The 23,715-nt window shown below is 28.7% G+C and carries 17 protein-coding genes; 10 read left to right on the top strand and 7 right to left on the bottom strand.

The window, feature by feature from the left end:
- Positions 1–18: 18 nt before the first annotated feature.
- On the top strand, positions 19–939 hold the full coding sequence (gene glpX, locus NLO413_RS02190; RefSeq protein ID WP_045809365.1) for a class II fructose-bisphosphatase: 921 nt from the start codon (positions 19–21) through the stop codon (positions 937–939).
- Between the two features lie 303 nt (positions 940–1,242).
- On the opposite strand, the gene mnmG is transcribed toward glpX, so the two are convergent.
- A complete protein-coding gene (gene mnmG / locus NLO413_RS02185) occupies positions 1,243–3,147 on the bottom strand; it encodes a tRNA uridine-5-carboxymethylaminomethyl(34) synthesis enzyme MnmG (protein WP_045808899.1) in 1,905 nt (634 codons plus the stop codon).
- Positions 3,148–3,240: 93 nt separating this feature from the next.
- On the opposite strand from mnmG, the gene NLO413_RS02180 reads away from it, so the two are divergent.
- Positions 3,241–4,029, top strand: a complete 789-nt coding sequence (locus NLO413_RS02180; protein ID WP_045809364.1) for a phosphoribosylformylglycinamidine synthase subunit PurQ — start codon at positions 3,241–3,243, stop codon at positions 4,027–4,029.
- 857 nt (positions 4,030–4,886) lie between these two features.
- On the opposite strand, the gene NLO413_RS02175 is transcribed toward NLO413_RS02180, so the two are convergent.
- The 3 genes from NLO413_RS02175 to NLO413_RS02165 all read right to left on the bottom strand — a co-directional run bounded on the left by NLO413_RS02175 (position 4,887) and on the right by NLO413_RS02165 (position 8,257).
- Complete coding sequence (locus tag NLO413_RS02175; protein WP_045808898.1) at positions 4,887–5,396, bottom strand: hypothetical protein; 510 nt, start codon at positions 5,394–5,396, stop codon at positions 4,887–4,889.
- Between the two features lie 730 nt (positions 5,397–6,126).
- Positions 6,127–6,753 (bottom strand): phosphoribosylglycinamide formyltransferase, encoded by a 627-nt coding sequence (purN, locus tag NLO413_RS02170; protein ID WP_410517982.1) that lies wholly within the window; start codon positions 6,751–6,753, stop codon positions 6,127–6,129.
- Between the two features lie 4 nt (positions 6,754–6,757).
- Entirely contained in the window at positions 6,758–8,257 is a 1,500-nt protein-coding gene (locus tag NLO413_RS02165; RefSeq protein WP_045808897.1) for a leucyl aminopeptidase, read from the bottom strand.
- A 1,176-nt stretch (positions 8,258–9,433) separates the two neighbouring features.
- On the opposite strand from NLO413_RS02165, the gene NLO413_RS02160 reads away from it, so the two are divergent.
- From NLO413_RS02160 to NLO413_RS02140, 5 genes are all read left to right on the top strand, one after another.
- Positions 9,434–10,096 (top strand): protocatechuate 3,4-dioxygenase, encoded by a 663-nt coding sequence (locus tag NLO413_RS02160; RefSeq protein WP_045809362.1) that lies wholly within the window; start codon positions 9,434–9,436, stop codon positions 10,094–10,096.
- Positions 10,097–11,637: 1,541 nt separating this feature from the next.
- Complete coding sequence (locus NLO413_RS02155) at positions 11,638–12,216, top strand: hypothetical protein (RefSeq protein ID WP_045808896.1); 579 nt, start codon at positions 11,638–11,640, stop codon at positions 12,214–12,216.
- An 897-nt stretch (positions 12,217–13,113) separates the two neighbouring features.
- On the top strand, positions 13,114–13,821 hold the full coding sequence (locus NLO413_RS02150; RefSeq protein ID WP_045808895.1) for a hypothetical protein: 708 nt from the start codon (positions 13,114–13,116) through the stop codon (positions 13,819–13,821).
- An 805-nt stretch (positions 13,822–14,626) separates the two neighbouring features.
- Positions 14,627–15,163, top strand: a complete 537-nt coding sequence (locus tag NLO413_RS02145; RefSeq protein WP_156965558.1) for a hypothetical protein — start codon at positions 14,627–14,629, stop codon at positions 15,161–15,163.
- 352 nt (positions 15,164–15,515) lie between these two features.
- Complete coding sequence (locus tag NLO413_RS02140; protein WP_156965557.1) at positions 15,516–15,950, top strand: hypothetical protein; 435 nt, start codon at positions 15,516–15,518, stop codon at positions 15,948–15,950.
- A 229-nt stretch (positions 15,951–16,179) separates the two neighbouring features.
- Here NLO413_RS02140 and clpB read toward each other — a convergent pair whose 3' ends face one another.
- The gene (gene clpB / locus NLO413_RS02135) at positions 16,180–18,738 is read right to left on the bottom strand and encodes an ATP-dependent chaperone ClpB (protein WP_045808892.1); all 2,559 of its coding nucleotides are present in this window, start codon (positions 18,736–18,738) and stop codon (positions 16,180–16,182) included.
- A gap of 191 nt (positions 18,739–18,929) precedes the next feature.
- On the opposite strand from clpB, the gene NLO413_RS02130 reads away from it, so the two are divergent.
- The gene (locus NLO413_RS02130; RefSeq protein WP_232295899.1) at positions 18,930–19,640 is read left to right on the top strand and encodes an SDR family NAD(P)-dependent oxidoreductase; all 711 of its coding nucleotides are present in this window, start codon (positions 18,930–18,932) and stop codon (positions 19,638–19,640) included.
- 369 nt (positions 19,641–20,009) lie between these two features.
- Here NLO413_RS02130 and groL read toward each other — a convergent pair whose 3' ends face one another.
- Both groL and NLO413_RS02120 read right to left on the bottom strand, forming a co-directional pair.
- Complete coding sequence (groL, locus tag NLO413_RS02125; RefSeq protein WP_045808891.1) at positions 20,010–21,662, bottom strand: chaperonin GroEL; 1,653 nt, start codon at positions 21,660–21,662, stop codon at positions 20,010–20,012.
- Positions 21,663–21,752: 90 nt separating this feature from the next.
- Positions 21,753–22,037 carry a co-chaperone GroES gene (locus tag NLO413_RS02120; RefSeq protein ID WP_045808890.1) on the bottom strand — a complete coding sequence of 95 codons (285 nt, stop codon included), beginning with the start codon at positions 22,035–22,037 and terminating at the stop codon, positions 21,753–21,755.
- A 190-nt stretch (positions 22,038–22,227) separates the two neighbouring features.
- On the opposite strand from NLO413_RS02120, the gene radC reads away from it, so the two are divergent.
- Both radC and lipB read left to right on the top strand, forming a co-directional pair.
- Positions 22,228–22,920 (top strand): RadC family protein, encoded by a 693-nt coding sequence (gene radC, locus NLO413_RS02115; RefSeq protein ID WP_045808889.1) that lies wholly within the window; start codon positions 22,228–22,230, stop codon positions 22,918–22,920.
- 158 nt (positions 22,921–23,078) lie between these two features.
- Positions 23,079–23,711 (top strand): lipoyl(octanoyl) transferase LipB, encoded by a 633-nt coding sequence (lipB, locus tag NLO413_RS02110; RefSeq protein WP_045808888.1) that lies wholly within the window; start codon positions 23,079–23,081, stop codon positions 23,709–23,711.
- Positions 23,712–23,715 lie beyond the last annotated feature (4 nt).

Raw genomic sequence — 23,715 nt, 5'->3', positions numbered from 1 at the left:
TTAAGATCTAAAATAATGATACAAGATTTATGTTTTAAATTTTTAAAAGTAACAGAAACTGCAGCAATAAAAGCTCATGGTTTTATTGGTATGGGGGATGAGGTGGGTGCTGATAAAGCAGCTGTAGACTCTATGCGTGCAGAATTAAATCTTATGGATGTAGATGGTACTATTGTTATAGGTGAAGGAGAACGTGATAATGCTCCTATGTTACATTTTGGTGAGAAAGTTGGTAGGGGAGGATATGCGTTAGATATTGCAGTTGATCCCCTTGAAGGTACGGCAATCTGTGCGAGTTATAAAGATGGAGCAATGTCTGTTATTGCTGTGACAGAATCTGGTGGATTTTTAAGAGCTCCAGATGTTTACATGGAAAAAATTGCTATTGGCCCTAATTTGCCGGATAAGGTAGTATCTTTAGATAATAATATAGCAGTTAACCTTCATAATTTGTCAGGTGCAAAGAGATGTTCTATTAGTGATTTAGTGGTAGTTGTTTTAAACAGAGAAAGACATGTATCTTTAATTGATTCTATAAGAAAGTGTGGTGCGCGTATAAAATTAATAGATGATGGAGATATATCTGCTGTCTTATCTTTAGCTATAGGAAAATATGATTTGTATGTTGGAATTGGAGGAGCTCCTGAAGGAGTACTGGCAGCATCAGCATTATCTTCTATTGGTGGGCAGATGGAGGGCAGACTAATATTTAATACAGATTCATTAATGGAAGTAGCACAATGTTTTAATATTGAAGATGTTAAAAAAGTATATGCAATAAAAGATATGGTAAGAAGCAAATCTGTCTTTATAGCTACAGGTGTAACAGATAGCAGTTTAGTTAAAGGAGTGGAGTTTTGTAATGATTACATAAAAACTCATTCTATAATTATTAAATCAAGTAATGTTATGCATGTCAGTAATACTGTATATAGATAGATCCAAGAGCTTTTGCACAATTTCTAATATTTTTAATGTAATGTTTTTTCTATACAAAATAACGTGTTAACTATGTGATAAATGTTACTTATAACTTTTGCTTGTAATTATAGTGTTATTATTATACGTAGTGTGTAACTTTAATATAAGTGATTTATAATAGCAAATATTTGTATTATACTGAATGTATTATATGTTAATAACATATAAAAAGAAAGAAATGTTAAATCTGATTACGTGGTATTTTAATATAAATTATATCTTATTTGTAAAAGTCATTATAAAAGGATAGTGTTATTATAGTTATTGATCACTTGATGATGCTTGCTGTTTAATATGGTGACGCAAATAAATTAGAATATTGGTAATAGCAGCTGGTGTTATTCCAGGGATTCTTCTTGCTGATCCAATAGAAAATGGCTTTATATTTTGTAGCTTTTCTTGCGCTTCTTTTGATAAACCATGTATTTGAGAATAGTCTGTAATTTGTGATATAATAGTATTTTCCTCATCTATAAAAAGCTTTATATCTGCTTCTTGACGTTTAAAATAAGGTGCATACTTTCCTTCAATTTCTATCTGTTTGAGTGCAGTTGTGCTAAAGGCTTGTAAATTTGGCCATATTTGTAGTAGTACATGAGTGCTTACATGGGGATAGCTTAGTAGTTCGAAGGCATTTTTTTTGCATCCATCTTGAGATATATTGATACCATAACTTAATAATTGATTAGGAGTTATTGTTAAATTATTTAATACTTTATATAAACTTTTTATTTCTTGTGTTTTTTTTTGGAATGCTGAATATCTTTCAGAGGATATAACAGATGTTTTATTACCTATTTCTGTTAAACGTGTATCTGCATTATCAGATCGTAATAATAGTCTATATTCTGCTCTAGAAGTAAATAGCCTGTATGGTTCGGATGTTCCTAAGGTAACTAGATCATCTATCATAACACCTATATACGCATCATTTCTTTTTAGAATAAATGGAGTGTAATGTGTGTTTAACGATGATGCGGCATTGATTCCTGCAATTATTCCTTGGCCTGCTGCCTCTTCATATCCAGTTGTACCATTAATTTGTCCTGCAAGATATAAACCGCCAATTTTTTTTGTTTCTAATGTGTGATACAGTTCACGTGGATCTATAAAGTTATATTCAATGCTATAGCCGTAGCGTATTACATTAACGTTTTCTAACCCTATAATTGTTTTTAACATTGCATATTGTATATCGATAGGTGAAGAAGTTGTAATACCGTTGGGATATACAACATTGGTGTTTAGCCCCTCTGGTTCTAAGAATACTTGATGGCTTGTACGATGTGGGAATCTTTTGATTTTATCCTCTATAGATGGACAATATCGAGGAGATTTAATACCTTTTAATGCTAGATTGGATGCTGCTCTATGTTGATTATCTTGGATGATGTTATGGGTGTTTATATTAGTATGTGTTAGATAACAAGAAATCTGAGGGGTATTGATGGTACTTGAAAGAAAAGAAAAAGGTATTGGCGGATTATCTCCTTTTTGCTCAGATAATATTGCCCAATTAATGCTATTACCATCTATTCTAGGGGGTGTTCCTGTTCTTAGCTTACCTAATGTAAAATTGTACTTATATAATGTTTCTGCTAGTTTTATTGATGGTGCTTCTCCTACTCTTCCTGCAGGTTGACTATTATGACCAACGTGTATTGTGCCATTTAAAAATGTACCTGTTGTTAGTATAAGTTTTTTTGTATATATATGTTTATTATTTAGGATAATAACGCCTTTGATTATAATTTTATTGTTGGTATTTTTTTCTATTATAAATTCTTCAACTGAAGATTCTAGTACTGTTAGATTGTTATAATTTAATATGATTTCTTGCATTGCAAGTTTGTACATTTGTCGATCAGCTTGAGCACGTGGACCCCATACAGCTGGACCTTTACTATGATTTAATATGCTAGAGTGGATGCTAGATTTATCAATAACTTTTCCCATCAATCCGTCTAATGCATCAATTTCACGTACTACTACACCTTTTGCAATTCCTCCAATTGCAGGATTACATGACATTTCTCCTATTGTAGAAATTTTGTGGGTAATCAATAAAGTACTTGCTCCCATTCGTGCAGAGGCTGCTGCTGCTTCGCATCCTGCATGTCCCCCGCCAACTACTATTACATCATATTGATTATTATAATTATACATATAACAATACATAAATAACATTGATGGTAAAAAAGAATATAAATTTTGTCAAATAATGTTACAATACATCATGTAATATTTGCTTCGAAAAAAGTGAAAATAGCTGTTTTATCTGGATATGGATTAAATTGTGAAGAAGAAACTTTTGCTGCGTTTTTAGAGGCAGGTAGATATTTTGGCGTTAACGTTAAGGGAGAGATTATTCATATTAATGAAGTAATACGTAATGCTGGACTGTTAAAGCAGTATAATATAATGGCGATACCTGGAGGTTTTTCTTATGGAGATGACACTGGTGCAGGTAATGCTTTTGCGTTAAATATGATTAATAATCTTCAGGAAGAAATACAGGAGTTTTTAGCTGGAGATAAACTTGTTATAGGTATATGTAATGGATGTCAAATATTAATGAAATTAATTAATAAATTTACTAATGTAACTCTTACATGTAATGATATGCATCAGTATCAGTGTAGGTGGGTAAACGTAAAGGTATGTAATAAGTCTATATGGTTTAATGAAATAGATGAGTTATATATTCCTATAGCTCATGGTGAAGGTAAATTTTATACTACTGATAATGTGTTACATGATTTAATTTACAATCAGAACATAGCTTTAAGATATATAAAAGAAGATAAAGGCTATGCAAATAATATCTTTCCTTATAATCCTAATGGATCGGTCTATGATATTGCTGCTGTATCAGATGATAGTGGTAGGACATTGCTTATAATGCCGCATCCAGAGAGAGCAATATTTTTTACCCAACAATATAACTGGACATATGTTAAAGAAATGGAGTTGCGCTCAGGTAGGGCTATCCCTATATATGGCGATGGATTTAAAATTTTTTGTAATGCCATAAAGTATTTTATGTAGATTTTTCTTTAACTACGTTTCTGATAATTATTAAGGTTGTTTTAATGTTACTTTAATACATAAGTTATTTGAATTAATTTGTTAAGGTACATTATATATAGTGTATTTTAGTTAAATTGCCTGATGGTTGAAAAAAATTTAATGTAACATTGTATACATAAGTTGTATTTCTGTTGTAAATTTAAGCAGTATAAATATTAATTAATTTTGTTGTTTTGCTTATGTTAGAAAAGAATGAAGCCAGTTGTAAATGATTAATATTATGTTAATGTGTAAATTATTTATGTACTTTATACATAAATTAGTTAAAAATGTGATATTGTCTTTTATGTTACATTTGGGTTCTGTATATAATATAAGTTAGGAAGTACAGTTAATTGATTAACTTACTATTAGATTTTAATAATTAATACTTATATTTTTATAATATATAGCTAATGCTAGAAGATTAAGTTTGTGTAACATATTCTTTGTAATAAATTTACATTTTTATAGAAAAAAGTTGTACAGTACGTATACTTATAAAAATAATATGCATTTAGCATAGTTATAATATTAAACATAATCTTATGTTTAATTTTAAGCAACTCTATGTTAAAAAAAAAATACATGAGTGCTTATGCGGAATAAATGCTATATAAGAGTTATTTTGCTTTTTGATTATATATTGTTTAATGCTTTATGTTGAAGACATAAATTTATGTATAATGCGTACTTTTTAAGTGTTGCTAATGTTTTTTTTACAGCCTATATTTAGTAAATAGTTTTTACGTTTTCTTACAAAAGTTCTCTATTTTCTATTCTACAGTGTAGCATGAAACCTTTTTTAATTATTATAAACACGTATTATTATGAAGCTAAGCATAGTTGTTATTGGTTTTTGTACGTAAGTTTTGTGTAAAATTGTGTATAATATTGATTGTTTCTGTGACAAAGAAAGTAGGTAGCCCATAGTTTATACTATTTGAAAATGTATAACAGCATAGATCCTTATCATATAGAAGCTCGGATACTGATATTTTATATAACTGTGCATCTTTGACAATAGAGTATAGTTGATGTGTTATTGCAATTAATAGTATTATTGTTGACATTATAGCAGCAGTAATAAGTGTTAATATAAGTGGACTGAGAAAATAATTTTTAGCAAATATGGGATAATTACGGCATGCTATAAAAGATATTGCCCAGATTAGGAAGAAATTTGTTAAAAATATATGTGAATTTACAGATGTCAGTAAAAATAAAGAGCTTTTTTTTCTTTTAGAATTACAGCTGGCAATGTAAAAAATTGTTGGTACTACTAGTAATAGTGATGTTATGTGAAAATATGTACCCTTAATATTATCTATGGTATCTTGTTTCATATTGTGAACTTTTGAATTATGATTAATATTTTAATAAAAAAATGAAAATTTTAATAGTTTTTTTTTATTTACATAAGCAATTTATTTATATTAGTTTACTATAACATATAGAGATAATATGCTATGAAAATACGTAACTATTTTTAATAGTATTATAATGTTATATATTTTTATAGTCTTTTTAGGTCTATAATTACCTGCATTAGTTTAATATCATTATAAATGGAATTGTTTTTGCAGTTGTGAACACGTAAATTGTTTTTCAATTTATATTAAAAAGTTTAATATATCTCTACTTTTTTAAGCAGATATATATAAATTATATTGTTTAATTATGCGATATTTTTGATAATATACAGATAAGATAATAGCCTTTAGAGGCCATATCCTACTCTAAATAATAATGGTTAAGTAATTTGATGTTATAAATTACTAGTCAATGGTATGGCTTAATAAGAACTTGTATTATTTGTTTATTCCTAATAAATGTAATATGTAAGTATAGATTGTATGTAATTAAATGTGTGCAAGATCAAAATTGTTACTTGGCATGTTATTCTTTTGTTAAGAAATATGAATAGTTTGTAATGTTTTTAGTATGACGTTAATTTTTTTATTATTGTAGTTTTTTAATGTTTATAAAGGGTTGTAATTAATATTTACAAAGATAACGTATATATAATTTAAGTATTTATCTGCTGCACTATAAAAATATATAAGTGTAAATTAATTAATGATACATAAAAAATAATTTTTCTGTTGATTGTACTACATTATTATTTATTTGAATTTTATTTAGTGCTATTAAACGTATTGCTTGTGGGTAACATATATGTTCCATATTTAAAATTTTTGCAGATAAGCTTTCTACATTATCTGTTGTAGATACAGGGACAGCAGCTTGTATTATAATTGGACCTGAGTCTACTTCTGGATACACATAATGTACTGTACATCCTGCAATTTTTACACCAGCATCAAAAGCCTGTTTTTGAGCATTTAACCCTTTAAAAGATGGTAAAAGAGAAGGATGTATGTTAATAACTTTAAGATGCCAATTTTTGAGAAAATTGTTATCTATGATACTCATAAATCCTGCAAGACATATTAAGTCTACTTTGTGTTTAATTAGAATTTCTTCTATTTTATTAGTATCTAGAGGGCGTTTTTTTACAACAAAAGTTTCTATGTTTGCTTTTTGAGCAGATATCAATCCTAAAGCATCTGGATTATTTGAGATTACACATGCTGTTGTTGCAGGAAAATCACTATTATGACATGCATTGATAATTGACTGCATATTAGAGCCTCTACCAGAAATTAAAATGCCAAGTCTTATTTTTTTTTGCACGCCTATATACCTATATATTATTTTCGTAGTACTTTGATATAAATCTGTTTAATAACCTAACTCCAAATCCTGTTGCCCCTTTAGAAGAAATTTCTGATCCTTCATAATCCCAAGCCATGCCTGCAATATCTAAGTGAGCCCAAGGAACTTGATTAACAAACCTTTGTAGAAATTGAGAAGCAGTAATGCTGTCTGCCCCATAACCTTTAGTTGAAATGTTTTGCATGTCTGCTATTGATGAGTTGATCATTTTGTCATAATCTTCGTTTAGCGGAAAACGCCATAGCTTTTCGCCAGTTTCATTCCCAACATCAATTAATTGCGTGGCAATTAAATCATTATTAGAAAAAATACCTGCGTACTGATTATTCCCTAGAGCAACAGTTATTGCACCAGTAAGTGTTGCTAGATCTATCATTAATTTTGGTGAAAATGTTTTTTGGGTATACCATAAAACATCAGCAAGTACTAACCTTCCTTCTGCATCAGTGTTAAGTACTTCTATTGTTTGTCCTGACATTGATACTACAATATCACTCGGTCTTTGAGCATTGCCATCTATTGAATTTTCTACTAATCCTATAACTCCAATGATATTAGCTTTTGCTTTACGTGCTGCTAAAGCTCTTACTGCGCCTACAACGGAGGCAGAACCGGCCATATCGTACTTCATATCCCACATTCCTTTTGATGGTTTTAAAGATATGCCACCTGTATCGAAGGTTACACCTTTACCTATAAATGCAATGGGCTTATCGTTTGTTGATTTACCATTCCATTCCATAACTACAAGTTTTGAGCTTTTACTACTACCTTGACCAACTCCAAGCAAGGCCATCATGCCATATTTTTTCATGTATTCTTCATCAAGTATTGTGACTTTAACACCCACTTTGTTTAATTCTTCACTTATTTTCATGGCATAAGTTTCTGGATATAATGTGTTGGGAGGTTCTGATACGAAAGATCTTGCCAAAAATATTGATTCTCCTTCAATTTTTAGTTCATTATATAAATTCTGGGCTTCGTTAATGTCATTATTTAACAACAGCGTTATATTTTGTACTTTAGGCATGTGTTCATCTTTCTTTTGAACAAAGTATTTATTGAACCTGAAGCTACGCAATAGCGCACCGTATGCAATATTGGCAGCATATGTATTGCTAGTTGTTAATATTGCAGCATCTTTTATTTTCATTTGCTCAAGTGCAGAATATATTATCCCTCCAAGTTTTAAAGATTTTTCTTCATTTAAACTTTCAGATTTTCCAAGTCCTATTATCATGATAATTCTATTATCTTGCTCTAAGGTTATAGGAAAAGTCTCTGCAAATTTGCCATTGAAAGATTGAAAACTTTTTATTATGTCGATAATCCTTTTTTGATTATGTCCTAATAACCCACAATCTTCTAGGTTATTACTGCCTTCAAACATCCCTATTATTAATACTGTTGTTTTAGCTAGTGAGGATATCCCTGACACTAAATTCAAGAATGATATATTAATCATAAGAACCTATAATAGATTATGGAACAAGGGGTTTATTTTATCTTAATAATAGCTTAATATCAATGATTTTTAAATTTTGTATAATTTTAATGAATATACGTAGTGTTAAAGGATTTATAGTTAAATATGTAAAATGAGGCGGGTAGAATTTTATATTAAACTTATAAAAAAATTATAAGAACATCCTTAATATGTAAGTTTTTGTAATTTAGGATTGTATTATCTAAAATTAATTAACAAATATTGAATATCCATAGGTTATTATTAATATAAAAACATTGCTCTTATGAAAAAGATTATTAGCTTTGTCTATTATGATACTGAACAATATTATATATTTTTATTATGTAGAAGCGGTGAAGTAATAATTAGACTACATATATATTTGTTATGATAGTGAGTTACAAGAACTAAGTAAGTGTGTAAATTTGATATATTAAAATATGATTAATGAGTAATTGTTTGTATGAAATTTGTATTAATAAATATAAATTTTTAATTCATTATATTTATATTATCAGTATTATATTTTAATCTATATTTTGAAATAGTAATAAAAAAAAACTTGTACGCAGTGAACAAGGTTTATAGCTTCATTATGTGTTTATAGGGGATTTATAAAAACTCAAGTATATATGATCAGAATTGTAATCTAATGTTTAGATGTGTTGTTTAGTAATTAAGTTTATTGAAGCTATAGTAATTGTAATAATATTAATGTTTTTTTTTGTGAATATAAAGAACTCTGTAGTTTTTTATTACTTACGTTGGTTAAGTATAGGTAAGTATTTCTATATTTGTTTAAAATAGCGTTGTTAAAAGTAGATGCTATTTGTTTAATCATTGTTTTAATTTTTATATTGTGAATTATAAAGTGAAACAGACGAAATTTTTTATTAAATAGTTAGAATACAAAAATTTTAATTTAAATGTAATAGATACAGTCATAGTATATTATGTGATATAAATTGAATTTTTTACTATGTTGGAATTGTTTATGAAAGAATATATTTAAAGTTAATAGTGTTATGATATATATGTAGTTTGATGTTGCTATTATGACTGATTTAATATTAGTAGTATGACCTTAGGGATTGTGTTATATTGTACTGAGGAGGTGGGGTTTTACAGTGCTAGCTTTAGTAAGTTTTATTTCAAAAGTGAAGGTATATGGGTATGAGATATATGTTTAGGATATTAGTTATTGTTTTTGTTATTTTTGCTTTTGAAGTTAATGCTATTGATCCTGTAATTATGAATTGTGTTGAAACTCCTGAGATTTATAACATACAAGATAAGCCTAAAGATTTCTATATGTCTAATAATTTGAGACGTAAGGTGGGTAGTGCTGTAACTGCTAAGGGTGAGCTTATTTATATTGTTGGAAGAGTTACTGATGTGAATTGTATTCCTGTAGAGAATGTGAATGTATTTATGTGGCAAGCGAATACTTATGGAATATATCAGAATGATTTTAATGGTACTGAAATTCATACAGATAATAAATATGATGAAAATTTTAGTGGTTCAGGAAAAGCAACTACTGATAATTTAGGTAATTATAGCTTTATTACTGTGATGCCAGGTAAATATTCAAATAGGGTACCCCATGTAAATTTTATGCTACAACATCCAGAATTTTTAGAATTTTATACAGAAATGTTTTTTTCAGAATATAATAATCTTGTAGATCCAGTACTTAATCGTATGGTGAGTCCTCATCTTAGGAAACTATTAATAGCTCAGTATACTGTGAATGATCTGGGAATAAAAATTTATAGGTTCAATATTACTCTTGGAGAACAGAGTACATATAAAACTAATAAATATGGTAAGTAAGTTTGTAAAACTTTAACTTATTTTTGCGTATTATTTGTTTAAGAAAATTTACCTTCCTTTTTAATTATACGTGTAAAATGGATATGATTTATGTATATAGCTGCCTGTTAAGCAATATTTCTACATTTTTTTGTAAAATATGTTTATAAACAGTATTATGAGTAACCAAAATGGTTTTTTAAATTAATAAAAAAAAGCATAAATTATAAATAATTATAATACATAAAAGCTATTATTTTTCTTTAGTTGTTTTATGTGTTTATAAATGTTAATTTTGCAAAATTGGCATTTTAGTAATAATTTAGCAGGATTCTCAAGATATTTAAATATTATTTTGTAGTGTATACTGCCTAGTATAACTATTAAGGCTTATGGCTTATATATACTGTGTTATTTAAGAGTAAATTATAAGATGTTTGTAGTTATGGTAAACTAGTATAAGTTTTTACACTGTGATTATACGATTTTGTATGATGTAACTCCCATTAATTGACATATATTGATATATATAGGTTATTATATATATAGTACATTTTCCTTATGAGAGATTATTAGCTTTGTTGTTATAAAATTTAACGATATTATGTTTTGTATTACAAGGTAATAGCTTCGACATATTAAAAGTAAAAAACTCAATTTAATATTAAAGATTATAGGAGTTGTAGTTGAAAAGTGTAGCTATTTAACTTTATTAATAAAAATTCTATGGTCTAGCTTTGTATTTTTTTTAAGTTATTTGTGCTTATTTGAAAGTATTAAGAAAGCAATGTAGGATGAGGTATATGGAATTAATTGTGTGTGTTACTGTATTATTTTATATATCAGTACTTAAGTTTTTATAATAACAGGGGGTAATTTGTAGTTTATTAATATAATGTAGCATTGCAGATTACAATAACAGTTAAAATAATTTTAAGGACTGTGAACGGTAATCTCGTATGATAAGAGATAATTTTGGGTTAATTGTGTTAATGTTTATAGAGATATGCAATATTATGTGTTTGTACGCATTATATATAGGTTGGAATGTGATATTACTACTTTAGTTGTGTTAAACATTTTGAAGATGATTACAATATTCATGTGGTGTTGATATATTGTTTAACACTGAATAGTATTATAGGCGGCTCGTATCCTACTTTTAGTACTTGATTATGGTGTATAAATTTTTAGGGGTATTAAAAAAATTAAGAAGTGGCTATCTAATACGTATGTTGTTTTTGTAGAATTTTTTATATTTATATATTCTACAATTAATCGAAAATATAGAAGGTGTTAGATATTTAATATGAGCTTTTTACATATAAGTTTGCACAGTAAGTTACAGTAATATTAACTTAAAGGTTTATGGGTTTTAAGTTTTTACATATTTTGAATTTTGTGAAAAATCTTTAGTGTTGTACTGTAGGTGCGGATTTTGCTGTAAGTAGGTATGTTGGTTAAATCTATTTATTTGATTTTGATTTATTGAAAGAAGCTGTTTACTTTTTTTGATATAGTATATAAAATACCTCAAGTGTTGTGTGTAATGGTTAAAAATTATGGGAAAAATAGATATAGATTTTGCTATAAGCGAATATCTTAGGGTTACATCTGCTTGTTTAATATTTCCGCTTTTTTTTTCCTTTAAGTATAAAATATCACCTAGAAAAAAGCAGGCAATATTTTACGAATTAGCGGTTTTAACGCATGTGTTTTTAGTAAATATTGTATTTTTTAATATACTATACTGTATAAACAATACTTTCATTACAAGTAGCAGTATTATTATTATGCCTCTTGTCTTGACTATGTTAGCTGCGGTAATTAGTGCTAACAATGTCCATAAGGATATCTATTATCTTTCTGAGCATTGTGATTCTTATTTTTACTTTCCTACAGACAAAAAATTTTTTATAGAGTTGAGCTTTGGAATACCTACGTTGATGACTATAGCTATGTTACATGTTGTGGATAGTGCATTAAGCATTTATTATAGGTTTAAAAGTGGTTTGAGAGGTGATTTGAAAAGTGATTTTAGAGGTGATGTGAGAGGTGATTTGAGAGGTGATTTGGAAGGTGATTTGAGAGGTGATTTGTATTTTACTAGTGTACAGAAGTATGGTAACGTTAGGTCCTAAATATAAACAATTATAGCTTTAAAATTTTATACTCAGTATTTAATTAATATGCTATGTGATATAACATTGAAGTATAAGGTTATGTATTTATTTTAGCATGTTATTTACAGGGTCTCTTATAAAAAAGATTCTGTAATTAATTTATGTTAAGGTGTTGTGAGTGCTGTAAAAATGTAAAAAGTACTAGATATTTTGAAGATAAACTTATAAATATTAGTTTGCAAAGTGCTTAGTAGTAAGCTTAGCTTCTACAAACCTTAAGTCTATTGCATATTCTGAATTTGAATTTTAACAGCATTAATGTTGGGGGTATGTGTTTTAAGTGTTGTGTTAATGGTTAAAAGTTTATGAGGAGTACAAATATAGGCATTGCTATAGATGATTTATATACATTGTTGTGGATATAAAAAATGGGGGGGGGGGATAATATTTGACGAATTATCGATGTGAAAAATGTAGTACAGATGCTTAAGTGTATAAGAGATGCTTAATTATAGATAATATAGTTATTATTGGCTGCTTATTTTATTAATATGAGTTGCAATGATTGATGCAATGATATTTAAAGTTTTTATCTTATATCTGTGTGTATCCAGTGCTTATTTTATTAAATAAAGAGTTTTGCTAAAATTGACTGAATACGTAAATTACTAGTAGTTACTTTATGTTAATAGCATATTAACGTAGATTTTGAGTTTGGGAAATATCATATAAGCCAAAAGTTGGTGGTATACAGTAATAATGTGGAGACGTAAACATAATTCCTGAATACAGGAATCTGAGTACTAAAACAATAAATCGATATTTAAATTGTATATGTAGATGTGTAAAAGTATTTGATTTTTTTGTAAAAGGAGTGTACCTTAAACACGTGGTGTGTATTGTGTTGTGCTTGATATGTACAAAAAAAAGATAGATACAAAAAGACTGGCAGAGTATTATATTGGCTTTACATCTAATAATTTGTTGATACCAGCTATCTTTATGTGGATTTCTAATAAAATGGTTGCTCGTTCTAAGAAAGCGCATGTGATATTTAGAGAGATGGTTATTATATCACATGTTTTTTTAATAAATGTAGCATTTTTCTATTTTATATTTCATATTTTCTTTTCATCAACAAATATCAAAAGTATTGCCGATTTATTTCGCACTTTGCTTGCATCAATAGACATAAAAAGTACTCTTGTTAAAGCTCATGTGTTAACAAATGTGAGAAGTGCTTTTACTATGTCAATGATAAGTGCTACTAGTATTGCTTTTGCTTTGACTATTTTAGCAGTGATAGTTAGCTATCGTGGTATTAAAGCAGAGGCTAAGAAGTATTTTAACACTTGTGGTTACGATATATATATGTGCTCGCGACAGCGTGTAATGCGAGAATTGAGCTTTGGAATACCTACATTGATTGTTATAGCTGTATTTCATGCTATAGGTGGTATATTGGGTCTGTTCTTTAAAAATGGTCAACACATGAAAAAAGATTCTAAATGTGATATATCAGAGGATTATATTTTTACATGTGATATGCAGGAAGCACCTTCTACGTTAATGACAGACTCAGAAGAATGTTGTGATATAAAAGGCGATAAAAGTATTTGTTAGGATTGGGTGATAGTCATTAATAGCCTTATAGACTTGAATAACTTTAGAACTAATACTTAACTCTTATTTACTAGCAACACTAAAGAGAAAGATTTTCTTTTAATAAATTTAAAAGCTTGTTATAAGTGAGTTATTACTTTATAACTAATATTTGTAGGTACTTCTATATAACATAGTATTATGTTTGCTTGTATTTTGACTTATTGTATGTAAAGTAATGCATATCAATTTTATTCATTTCAATAACTAATATGATAATTATAAAAATAATTATCACGAGATTTGCCTTATTATCTTATTTTATAATATTCTTTTTTGTTATGTTTGTTGATTATATAAGTTGTATGAACAGTATATTGTTTTAAAGTGCATACGGGGTTATATACTGATAGTGGAATTAGGTATTTTTCTATTTAAAAATATTTAAATATTAATTATTGACATTAAATAATTAATATATTAAATGTAATTATTATGATAAAAAAGGATCAATTGAAATTAATTACCAAAATTAATTTAGGAAATCATATTTACTTAATTAATATATTAATTTATTTGATTATTTTAATGTATTAATTAAGTATTTTATTAATTTTTGTAAATATTACATTATAATAGTAGTGCCTATGTTTTGAGCATTATGTACGTAGTGCATATACAGTATAATATTAGCTATAGAGGGTGTTATTGTATTTAAGGTTTTATGTTCATTTGCTGATTATTAGCAAAGTTAATATGTATGATATTGCACTATAAGTTTAATGTGTTCGAAACTTTTTTAATAGTAATAAAAAAGGTAGCAAGTATGAAATTATTATCTAAAAACAACATTAAAGAAGCATATTTTTTATTTATGTCCGCACTTTTAATTATACCATTTAGTTTTTTTGTTACTGCTAGGTTTATGCGACGACTTCATAAAAGTAAATGCGAAATAATATGTTTGGAAATGTCATTTTTATCACAGATTTTGCTGAATAACATATTATTTTTTGGGTTGTTATCTTATTATGTTTTTACACTATATCCAAAATTGGTGTTGTTTGATAATAAGATGTTATCAATTAGTGCTTGTGCGTTAGTAATGTCGTGTTTATTGACTTTTTCCTCAATAATATTTTATAATTGTAGTGCTAAAAGAAGAATTGGTGAATGTTTAGATAATATTGATGATAGTATATTTGCAAAGTTAATGCAGAGATTAAATTTTGCTATGCCTAATTTAATTTTGAATATTGTGTTGAATATTATAGGTAAAGTATCATTTAATTCGAGTCCAATTATGGTTGAAAAGCAAAAAGTGAATATGTTGGCTAATAATACTTGTGTAGATCATTCTTAATTATTGATTGTATGTGTGTGTGTGGGAGAAGAATAGGATGCTAGCTAGTTTTTTTATGAAGGTATAATACAATTATTAAGTAATTATATAATTTATTTTGAATAATAACTTTACAGTTTTTTATATACTTTTTAGGGTTGCATATTTGCTTATGCTTGGTATATGTTACGAGTATTTATTTGTTATACTAAAGTAATTATAGATATTCTATATATTTTGTGGGAGTTAAGGATATTTAAATGTTAATTCTGATTGACATATATATTAAAAAATTTATTAATATTAGCTAGTAATATTCGTACATATTTACACAATGAAAAATATTCAAAGCTATTTCTTTATATTTACATGTATGTTATTAGTATTACCATTTATTTTATTATGTATTTCTACAGTATTGTATTGTTATGGTAAAAATAAATATCATGCAATATGCTGGGAGGTGGCGTGTTTTTTGAATATTTTACTAAGTAATATTGTGTTTTTTGGATTATTGTTGTATGTTATGTTTATAAGATTTCCAGATTTGGTGTTTGTCAATCAGCTTATATCAGTAGCTACAATTTCTTGTGTATTATCAAGTGTGTTAGTTTTGTTGGCAGTATTATGTAATTATAAGGATATAAAGGAAGATATAAGCGAATATTTACATTATGGTAGTGAAAGTGATTATGTAGGTTCATGCTTGTCTCGTATTATGCAGGAAGTTAACTTTGCTATTCCTACATTACTTTTTAGTATTATATTGGTTATGATAGATAGAGTACAGTTATATGCAAGGAAATAATTGTAATGTTATGCTCTTGTATCACTAGTAGGAGCATATGGCCTAGCGCGTAAGCTATTGATTATTTTTAATGTAGTAGGTATACATTACCAGTGTATAAAAAAATGTGTTAGTTTATGTAAGCTTACATAGGTGAGATAGAGATGGCAAAAGTGCTGATTTGTATTGCTATGATTATGGATTATTTAGTAATCTTGTGTTTGTACTTAATAAACTTAAGTACTGGATTTTATGCTTTCTTTATGACTAAATTATTATCTAATACACATATTTTAATAATATCTCCTTCGTTAATTGAATTGGCAATTATTAATTTTGCTAACTGATTTTGAATATACTGTTGTATGAGTCTTTTTAAAGGCCTTGCTCCATATGTAATGTTGTATCCATTATCAATAATCCAATTTTTTGCTTCAGATGTTAAAGTGATAGTGATTTTACGCTCACTGATTATTTTTTGAAGATAAGAGAGTTGTATATCAATGATATTTGCGATGTTTTCTTTAGATAGCTTATGAAATACTATAATTTCATCTAGTCTGTTTAAAAATTCTGGTCGAAAACTTAATCGTAATACCTCTAAAACTTCTTGATTAACTGTATTATTTATATTGTGGGTAAGAATGTCTTGTCCTAAATTTGATGTTAATATTAATATGGTATTACGAAAATCTACTAATTTACCCTTACTATCGGTTAATCTTCCTTCATCTAATACTTGTAGTAAAATATTAAAAATATCTGCATGAGCTTTTTCTATTTCATCAAATAAAATGACCTGGTAAGGTCTTCTTCTTACTGCTTCAGTTAATGCCCCTCCTTGTTCATATCCTACGTATCCTGGAGGAGCTCCTATCAGTTTTGATATTGAATGCTTTTCCATGAATTCAGACATATCAAATCTTAATAATGCAGACTTATCATTAAATAAAAATTTAGCTAAAGCTTTTGTTAGTTCTGTTTTGCCAACACCTGTTGGTCCAAGGAATAAAAATGATCCTAGAGGTCTTTGTGAATCTTGTATTCCTGCACGTGATCTTCGCACTGCATTACTAATAGATGTAATTGCGTGATCTTGGCCAATAATTGTTTTCCTAATTTCTTGCTCCATATTTAGTAATTTTTCTTTTTCACTGCTCATCATGTTTTCTATAGGAATGCCTGTCCATTTTGAAACAATGGTTGCTATATCATTTTCAGTGATTTCTTTTTTTAACAAATTACCAGTTACTTGTTCATGTTGCTTTAGTTCTTTTTCAAGTGTAGGTATAATGCCATACATTAATTCTCCTGCTTTTGCTAAGTCTCCAGATCTTTGAGCTTTTTCTAAGCTACTACGTGCATTATCCAGCTTTTCTGTACATTCTTGCATTTTTGCTATTTTTACTTTTTCAGCTTGCCATTTACTGTGTAAATCTGCAACTTTAGAATTGAGTTCTTCCAGTTCATGATTTAGTGCTATTAATCGCTGTTTTGATGATTCATTCTGTTCTTTTTTTAGGACTTCTGATTCGATTTTTAACTGAATAATTTTTCTTTCAACTTCATCTATAATTTCAGGTTTGCTGTCTATTTCTATTCTTGCGCGACTTGCTGCTTCATCTATAAGATCTATTGCTTTATCTGGAAGGAATCTGTCAGTAATATAACGGTGTGATAAGGTTGTAGCTGCAATAATAGAACTATCAGCTATTCTTATACCGTGGTGTAATTCATATTTTTCCTTTAATCCACGTAAAATTGATATAGTATCGTTAATGCTTGGTTCTGATACAAAAACAGATTGAAATCTTCTTGCCAATGCAGCATCTTTTTCTATATATTCGCGATATTCGTCAAGAGTTGTTGCTCCGATACAGTGTATTTCTCCTCTTGCCAATGCTGGCTTTAATAAGTTAGATGCATCCATTGATCCATTGATTGCCCCTGCACCTACAAGTGTGTGTAGCTCATCTATAAAGAGTATTATGCTACCATTAGATGATATTATTTCGTTGATTACAGCTTTTAATCTTTCTTCAAATTCACCTCTGTACTTAGTACCAGCAATTAATGCTCCTAGGTCTAATGACATTATTTTTGCATGTCTTAGCCCTATAGGTACGTCCCCTAACACTATACGTTGAGCTAATCCTTCTACAATTGCTGTTTTACCAACACCAGGATCTCCAATTAGTACAGGATTATTTTTTGTTCTACGTGATAATACTTGCATAGTGCGTCTAATTTCTTCATCTCTACCAATAACTGGATCAAGCTTTCCACTAAGGGCGTATTCATTAACGTCTTTTGCATATTTTTTTAGAGCATTAAACTGTTGATCATAGCTAGCGCTATCTGCTTTTGCTCCTTTACGAATATTTATAATAATGCTATTAAGTTTTTGAGGTGTTATGCCATGTTGTAAAAGAATGTTAGCGGTATTACTATTTATAATTGTTAATGCTTGTAACAGTCGTTCTACAGTAACATATGTATCTTGGTTTCTTTTAGCTAAATTTATTGCCTCTTCTAAGACTTGTGCCATTTCTTTTGATAAGGTTATATGTCCACTTCCAGAACCGCTAACGATAGGGAGTTTTTGAAGTAGGAGTGTATTTGCATTATTTATATCATTAATATTACTACCACATGCAGTGATCAATACTTCTACTAGTTCATCCTTTTCATCTAACATAACCTTTAGTAAATGTGCTGGTAGTAATGATTGATGTCCAGAAGATATAGCAGATGTTTGTGATTGTATAATTAGGTTTTTAGCTTTTTCAGTAAATTTATTAAGATCCATAATAGATATTCATCTGAATTAAGTTATTTAAATAATAATATAACATTTATTATGGAATGTTAAGGTATATAAGTAGTAATTATTTATGTTTTTTTGAGAATATGCATTTTAAGATTGCTAATAGTAGAGAATAAGCTGTTTTACTTGCCAATTGTGCTTTAAACACTTATTATTAAACGTTATAGAGAAAATTGACGGTATTATATGATGATAATGGTGGTGGCGGAGTGTTGCAAGGTAGGATAGCAGTTATTACTGGAGCTTCTGGAAATATAGGGTCAATTGTGACTCAGAGATTTGCTAAGGAAGGTGCTAATTTGATTCTTGTGGGAAAGGATGTAGATAAATTAAAGGCACTTTATAATATTATACAGGAAGTAGGAGTAGAGGTAATGATAGCTCCTATTGATCTTCAAAGTTTTGATAGTATTAAAGATCTTGCACTTTCTATAAAGACAAAATTTAAGTTTATAGATATTTTAGTTGCTAGTGCTTCAGTATCATGTAGTTTAAGTCCAGTGCAGGAGTATGATCCTGTCGTATTGAAAGAAGTAATGGATGTAAATTTTTTTGCAAATTGGTATTTGATAAAGTATTTTGATGCATTACTTAAAAGTTCATTATCTGGTAGAGCAATTTTTTTAACTTCAGAGATAACTCATTCACTATCAAGTTATCCGTATTGTGGGCTTTATGCTTCAAGTAAGGCTGCTTTGGAAGCAATGATTAGGGTGTATGCTGCAGAAACAAAGCATAGTAAGATGTGTGTAAATATGATATGTTCACGTCAAAGTGATAGTGAAACATATGCTTATATGGAAAATTTAACAGATAAATTTGTAGATCTTGCATCAGAAAGTTGCAGTGTTACGGGACAGCTGTATAAACTTGAAAAAGAGTGATATATATTGTAATTTAATTTTAATATTAATGTGACATATTACTTTTTTAATGCATTAAGCAAAAAAAACTTCTTTGGAAAACCTGTGAAAAAATTAAACGACCTAACATTATAATAACTTGCTGATATTTTTTTTATAAAAAAAAAAGTTATAGATTGATGCTTTTTAAATAAGCACTTAATTAAATGTATCATCATAACCTTGTTATTTATAAAAACTTATACAATTTAAAATATTTGTAAAAAAGCTTTTAAGATAAAATTTGTAAGCTTTTTAGTCCTAAAGAAGAGGCTATACTGCTATATTTGTTATCCTTGTAAAGGAGAGGATTTTTTGACAGGGGAAAACCCCCTGTCTATCGTGCAAAAATTAGAATCCGCCCATTCCGCCACCCATACCAGCACCTCCAGCAGCAGGATGATGATCATCTTTAGATGGTACATCTACTATAACAGCATTTAAAGTCATGAATACGGCAGCAAGAGATACTGCAAGATCAAAAGCAATACGCACTACTTTTAAAGGATCTATAACACCAGAGGTGAAAGCATTTGCATAACTCATTGTATCAACATTAAAGATTAACTCTTTGTCGTTTTGTTTTAGTAAATGCTTGATTACACATGGAGCTTCTTCAGATCCAGCATTTTTTATAATGCGCTTAATAGGTGCAAGTAAAGCTCGCTTTATTATGTTAATACCTATTTGCTCATCATCATTTTTGCCTTTTAAATTATCTAATGAAGATAATGTATACAATAAAGCAGATCCTCCTCCAGGTACTACACCTTCCTCGACAGCAGCCCTAGTAGCATGTAAAGCATCTTCTACTCTATCCTTACGTTCTTTTACTTCTACTTCACTTGAACCGCCGACTTTTAGTACAGCAACCCCTCCTGAAAGCTTTGCTAAACGTTCTCTTAATTTTTCTTTATCGTAGTCTGAAGTAGAGGTATCAATTTGCATTTTTATTTGATTAATTCTACTTTGGACGTTTGCAGAATTACTGTCAACACTACCAATAAGTGTTGTTGTATCTTTAGTAATGCGTATATTTTTTGCGGTACCTAAATCGTCTAACGTTAAGTCTTCCATTTTTACTGCTAACTCATCATTGATAACGTATTTTGCACCAGTTAATATCGCAATATCACCAAGCATATCCTTTCTTCTGTCACCAAATCCAGGAGCCTTTACAGCAGCAACATGCAATCCACCGCGTAGTTTATTTAATACTAAAGTACTTAAAGCTTCACCTTCTACATCTTCAGCAATAATTAACAGAGGCTTACCTGATCTTGCTATACTTTCAAGGATAGGTAATAGCGGTTGTATAATATTTAATTTTTTTTCTGTTAATAAAATATATGGACTTTCAAACTCGATTAACATTTTTTCTGCATTGGTAACAAAATAAGGAGATAAGTAACCTCTATCGAACTGCATACCGTCAGTTTTTTCAACTTCTAATTCCTTAAATCCTTTACTTTCTTCAACTGTAATAACACCATCTTTACCAACTTCATTAACACATTGTGCAATTTTGCTACCTATATTTTTATCGCCATTTGCAGAAATTGTGGCAACTTGTGCTATTTCGTCTTCTGACGAAACATCACGCTTCATAGACAGCAAAGATTCTAATACTAAGTCTTTTGCTTTTAGGATACCATTTTTTATACTAATAATATCTGCTCCAGCAGCTTTAGCTTTTGATACTTCTTCAATTACTTTAGCTGTTAAAATAGAACATGTTGTGGTTCCATCACCAACTTTATCGTTACACTGTGAAGCACTTTGAGCTATTATACTAGCAATTGCTTGTGCTAATGGCTCCTCTGGCTTAATACTTTTAATTACTTTATAACCATCTTTTGTTACTTCTGGTGCACCATAAGGTTTACTGATAGCTATGGTTAACCCTTTTGGTCCAGCAGTACATCCTACAGCATCTTCTAAAATATGAATTATTTCTCTGATGGACTTATCTAGTGCTTCACCTGTTACAACTACATTTGCCATTTTTTAATCTCCTTATTAAATTATTAAAGTGCTAAAAAAACAAGAGGCAAGCTCTTAATTTTATGATTATTCTAGTCATATAATATCAAACTATGCTTCCTTAGCAATGATATCACTTTCTTTCATTACTACATATTTTTTACCATTAAGCTCAATTTCATTTCCTGCCCACTGACGATAATAAACACAATCACCTACTTTAGTAGTTAAAGGAATAATTTTTCCATCATTGTTATAAGTGCCTGATCCTACAGATATAACTTTACCCTTAGTGGGTTTTTTCTTTGCTGAATCAGGAAGTTGTATAGGAGAGTCATTGCTACTATCTTCTAAAACTTCAATCAATACATTATCATGCAACATTACTAAATTCATATAGTACTACCTCCATAAACAATAAAACTGTTGTAGTTCACTACCACATACCTGAATATATAGATATCGATGGCTTTAATTTCAAGTATTGGTAACCATTTTTTTATATATTTATGAAAAAATATTTTATTTAGTTTTTTAACTTATAATATTAAGTATTATAAGTAAATGTCTAAATTATAAAGAATCAATGAGTGTTGATTATGAGTATAAAAAACATCAAATAGGTCATAGAAAAAGATTGAGAGAAAAGTTATTGTGCGGTAGCGGTAAAGGGTTGCTAGATTATGAAGTTTTAGAATTAATTTTGTGCTCTGCTCATGCTAGAAAAGATATGAAACCAGTTGCAAAAAGACTAATTGATCATTTTGGTGATTTTTCAAGAGTCTTTTATGCTGATGCAAATGAGCTAAAAGAGATTGTAGGTGTTGGAGAAGTATCTATAGCCACTATTTTTTGTGTAACAGAAGCATTAAAAAGAATACAAAGAGGGAATATTAAAGGTTGTATAGTTATTAATGAGTGGAATAAGTTAATAGAATATTTGAAAGTAAGCATAGGAAATTCTACTATAGAAAATTTTCATATATTGTATCTTAATAAGAAGTATCGTTTAATTGCTGACGAAGTGCAAACTTTTGGTACAGTAGATGAAACCCCGATTTATATAAGAGAAATAATAAAAAGATCTTTATATCTTGGTGCGACATCGATTATTATAGCACATAATCATCCTAGCGGTGATCCATCTCCTTCACAATCTGACATTAGTGTTACTAATCGGTTATTAAAAGTGTGCTTAAATATGAATATTAACTTAGTTGATCATGTGATTGTTACATCTAATAAGTATTATAGCTTTAAAAGCCATGGGTTATTATAATGTCTGTATTGTTTATAGTATAGTTATAGTTTTTTAGTTTTTATGTGGGTTATATTTTATATATCTGTTATAGTAAACATTTACTATTACGTTAGTGTGGAATTTTATACCATAATAAATTTGTTGTGCTATTTTAACAAAATAAGATTTGTCAGAACATGGTTTATAGGGAATTAGATTGGGTATATTCAAGCCATGTGCAATATGAAGAAGCCTTGAATTTTATGATAAATAGGGTGAAAGATATTGCAAAAGGCAATAAACCCGAATTAATATGGTTACTTGAGCATCCTGCAATGTATACTGCAGGAACCAGTGCTAAGAAAGATGAGCTACTTATAGAAGACTTATTTCCAGTTGTTTATACTACTAGAGGAGGTAAATATTCATATCATGGTCCTGGCCAAAGGGTAATTTATGTCATGCTTGACTTAAAAAGAAGGAATCAATGTGATATTAAATTATATGTTGCAAATTTAGGAAGATGGATTGTTAATACATTATCTTATTTCTCCATAGAAAGTTATTTTAATAATGAACGTATAGGTGTATGGGTACGTGGTAGTAATTGCAAAGAAGATAAAATTGCAGCATTTGGTATAAGAGTTCACAAGTGGGTTACTTATCATGGTATATCAGTGAACATTTATACAGATTTATCACATTATTATGGAATAATTCCGTGTGGTATAACAAACTATGGTGTTACTTCTATACAAAATTTAGGCATAAAGTTATCTTATGCGGAATTTGATAAAGTTTTAAAAGAAGAGTTTTATAAAGTTTTCTAACGAA

The organism is Candidatus Neoehrlichia procyonis str. RAC413 (genome assembly GCF_000964795.1).
In the GTDB taxonomy this organism is placed as follows: domain Bacteria; phylum Pseudomonadota; class Alphaproteobacteria; order Rickettsiales; family Anaplasmataceae; genus Neoehrlichia; species Neoehrlichia procyonis.
Note: the sequence above shows the minus strand (reverse complement) of the source record. Positions and strands in the feature narration are given on the sequence as shown.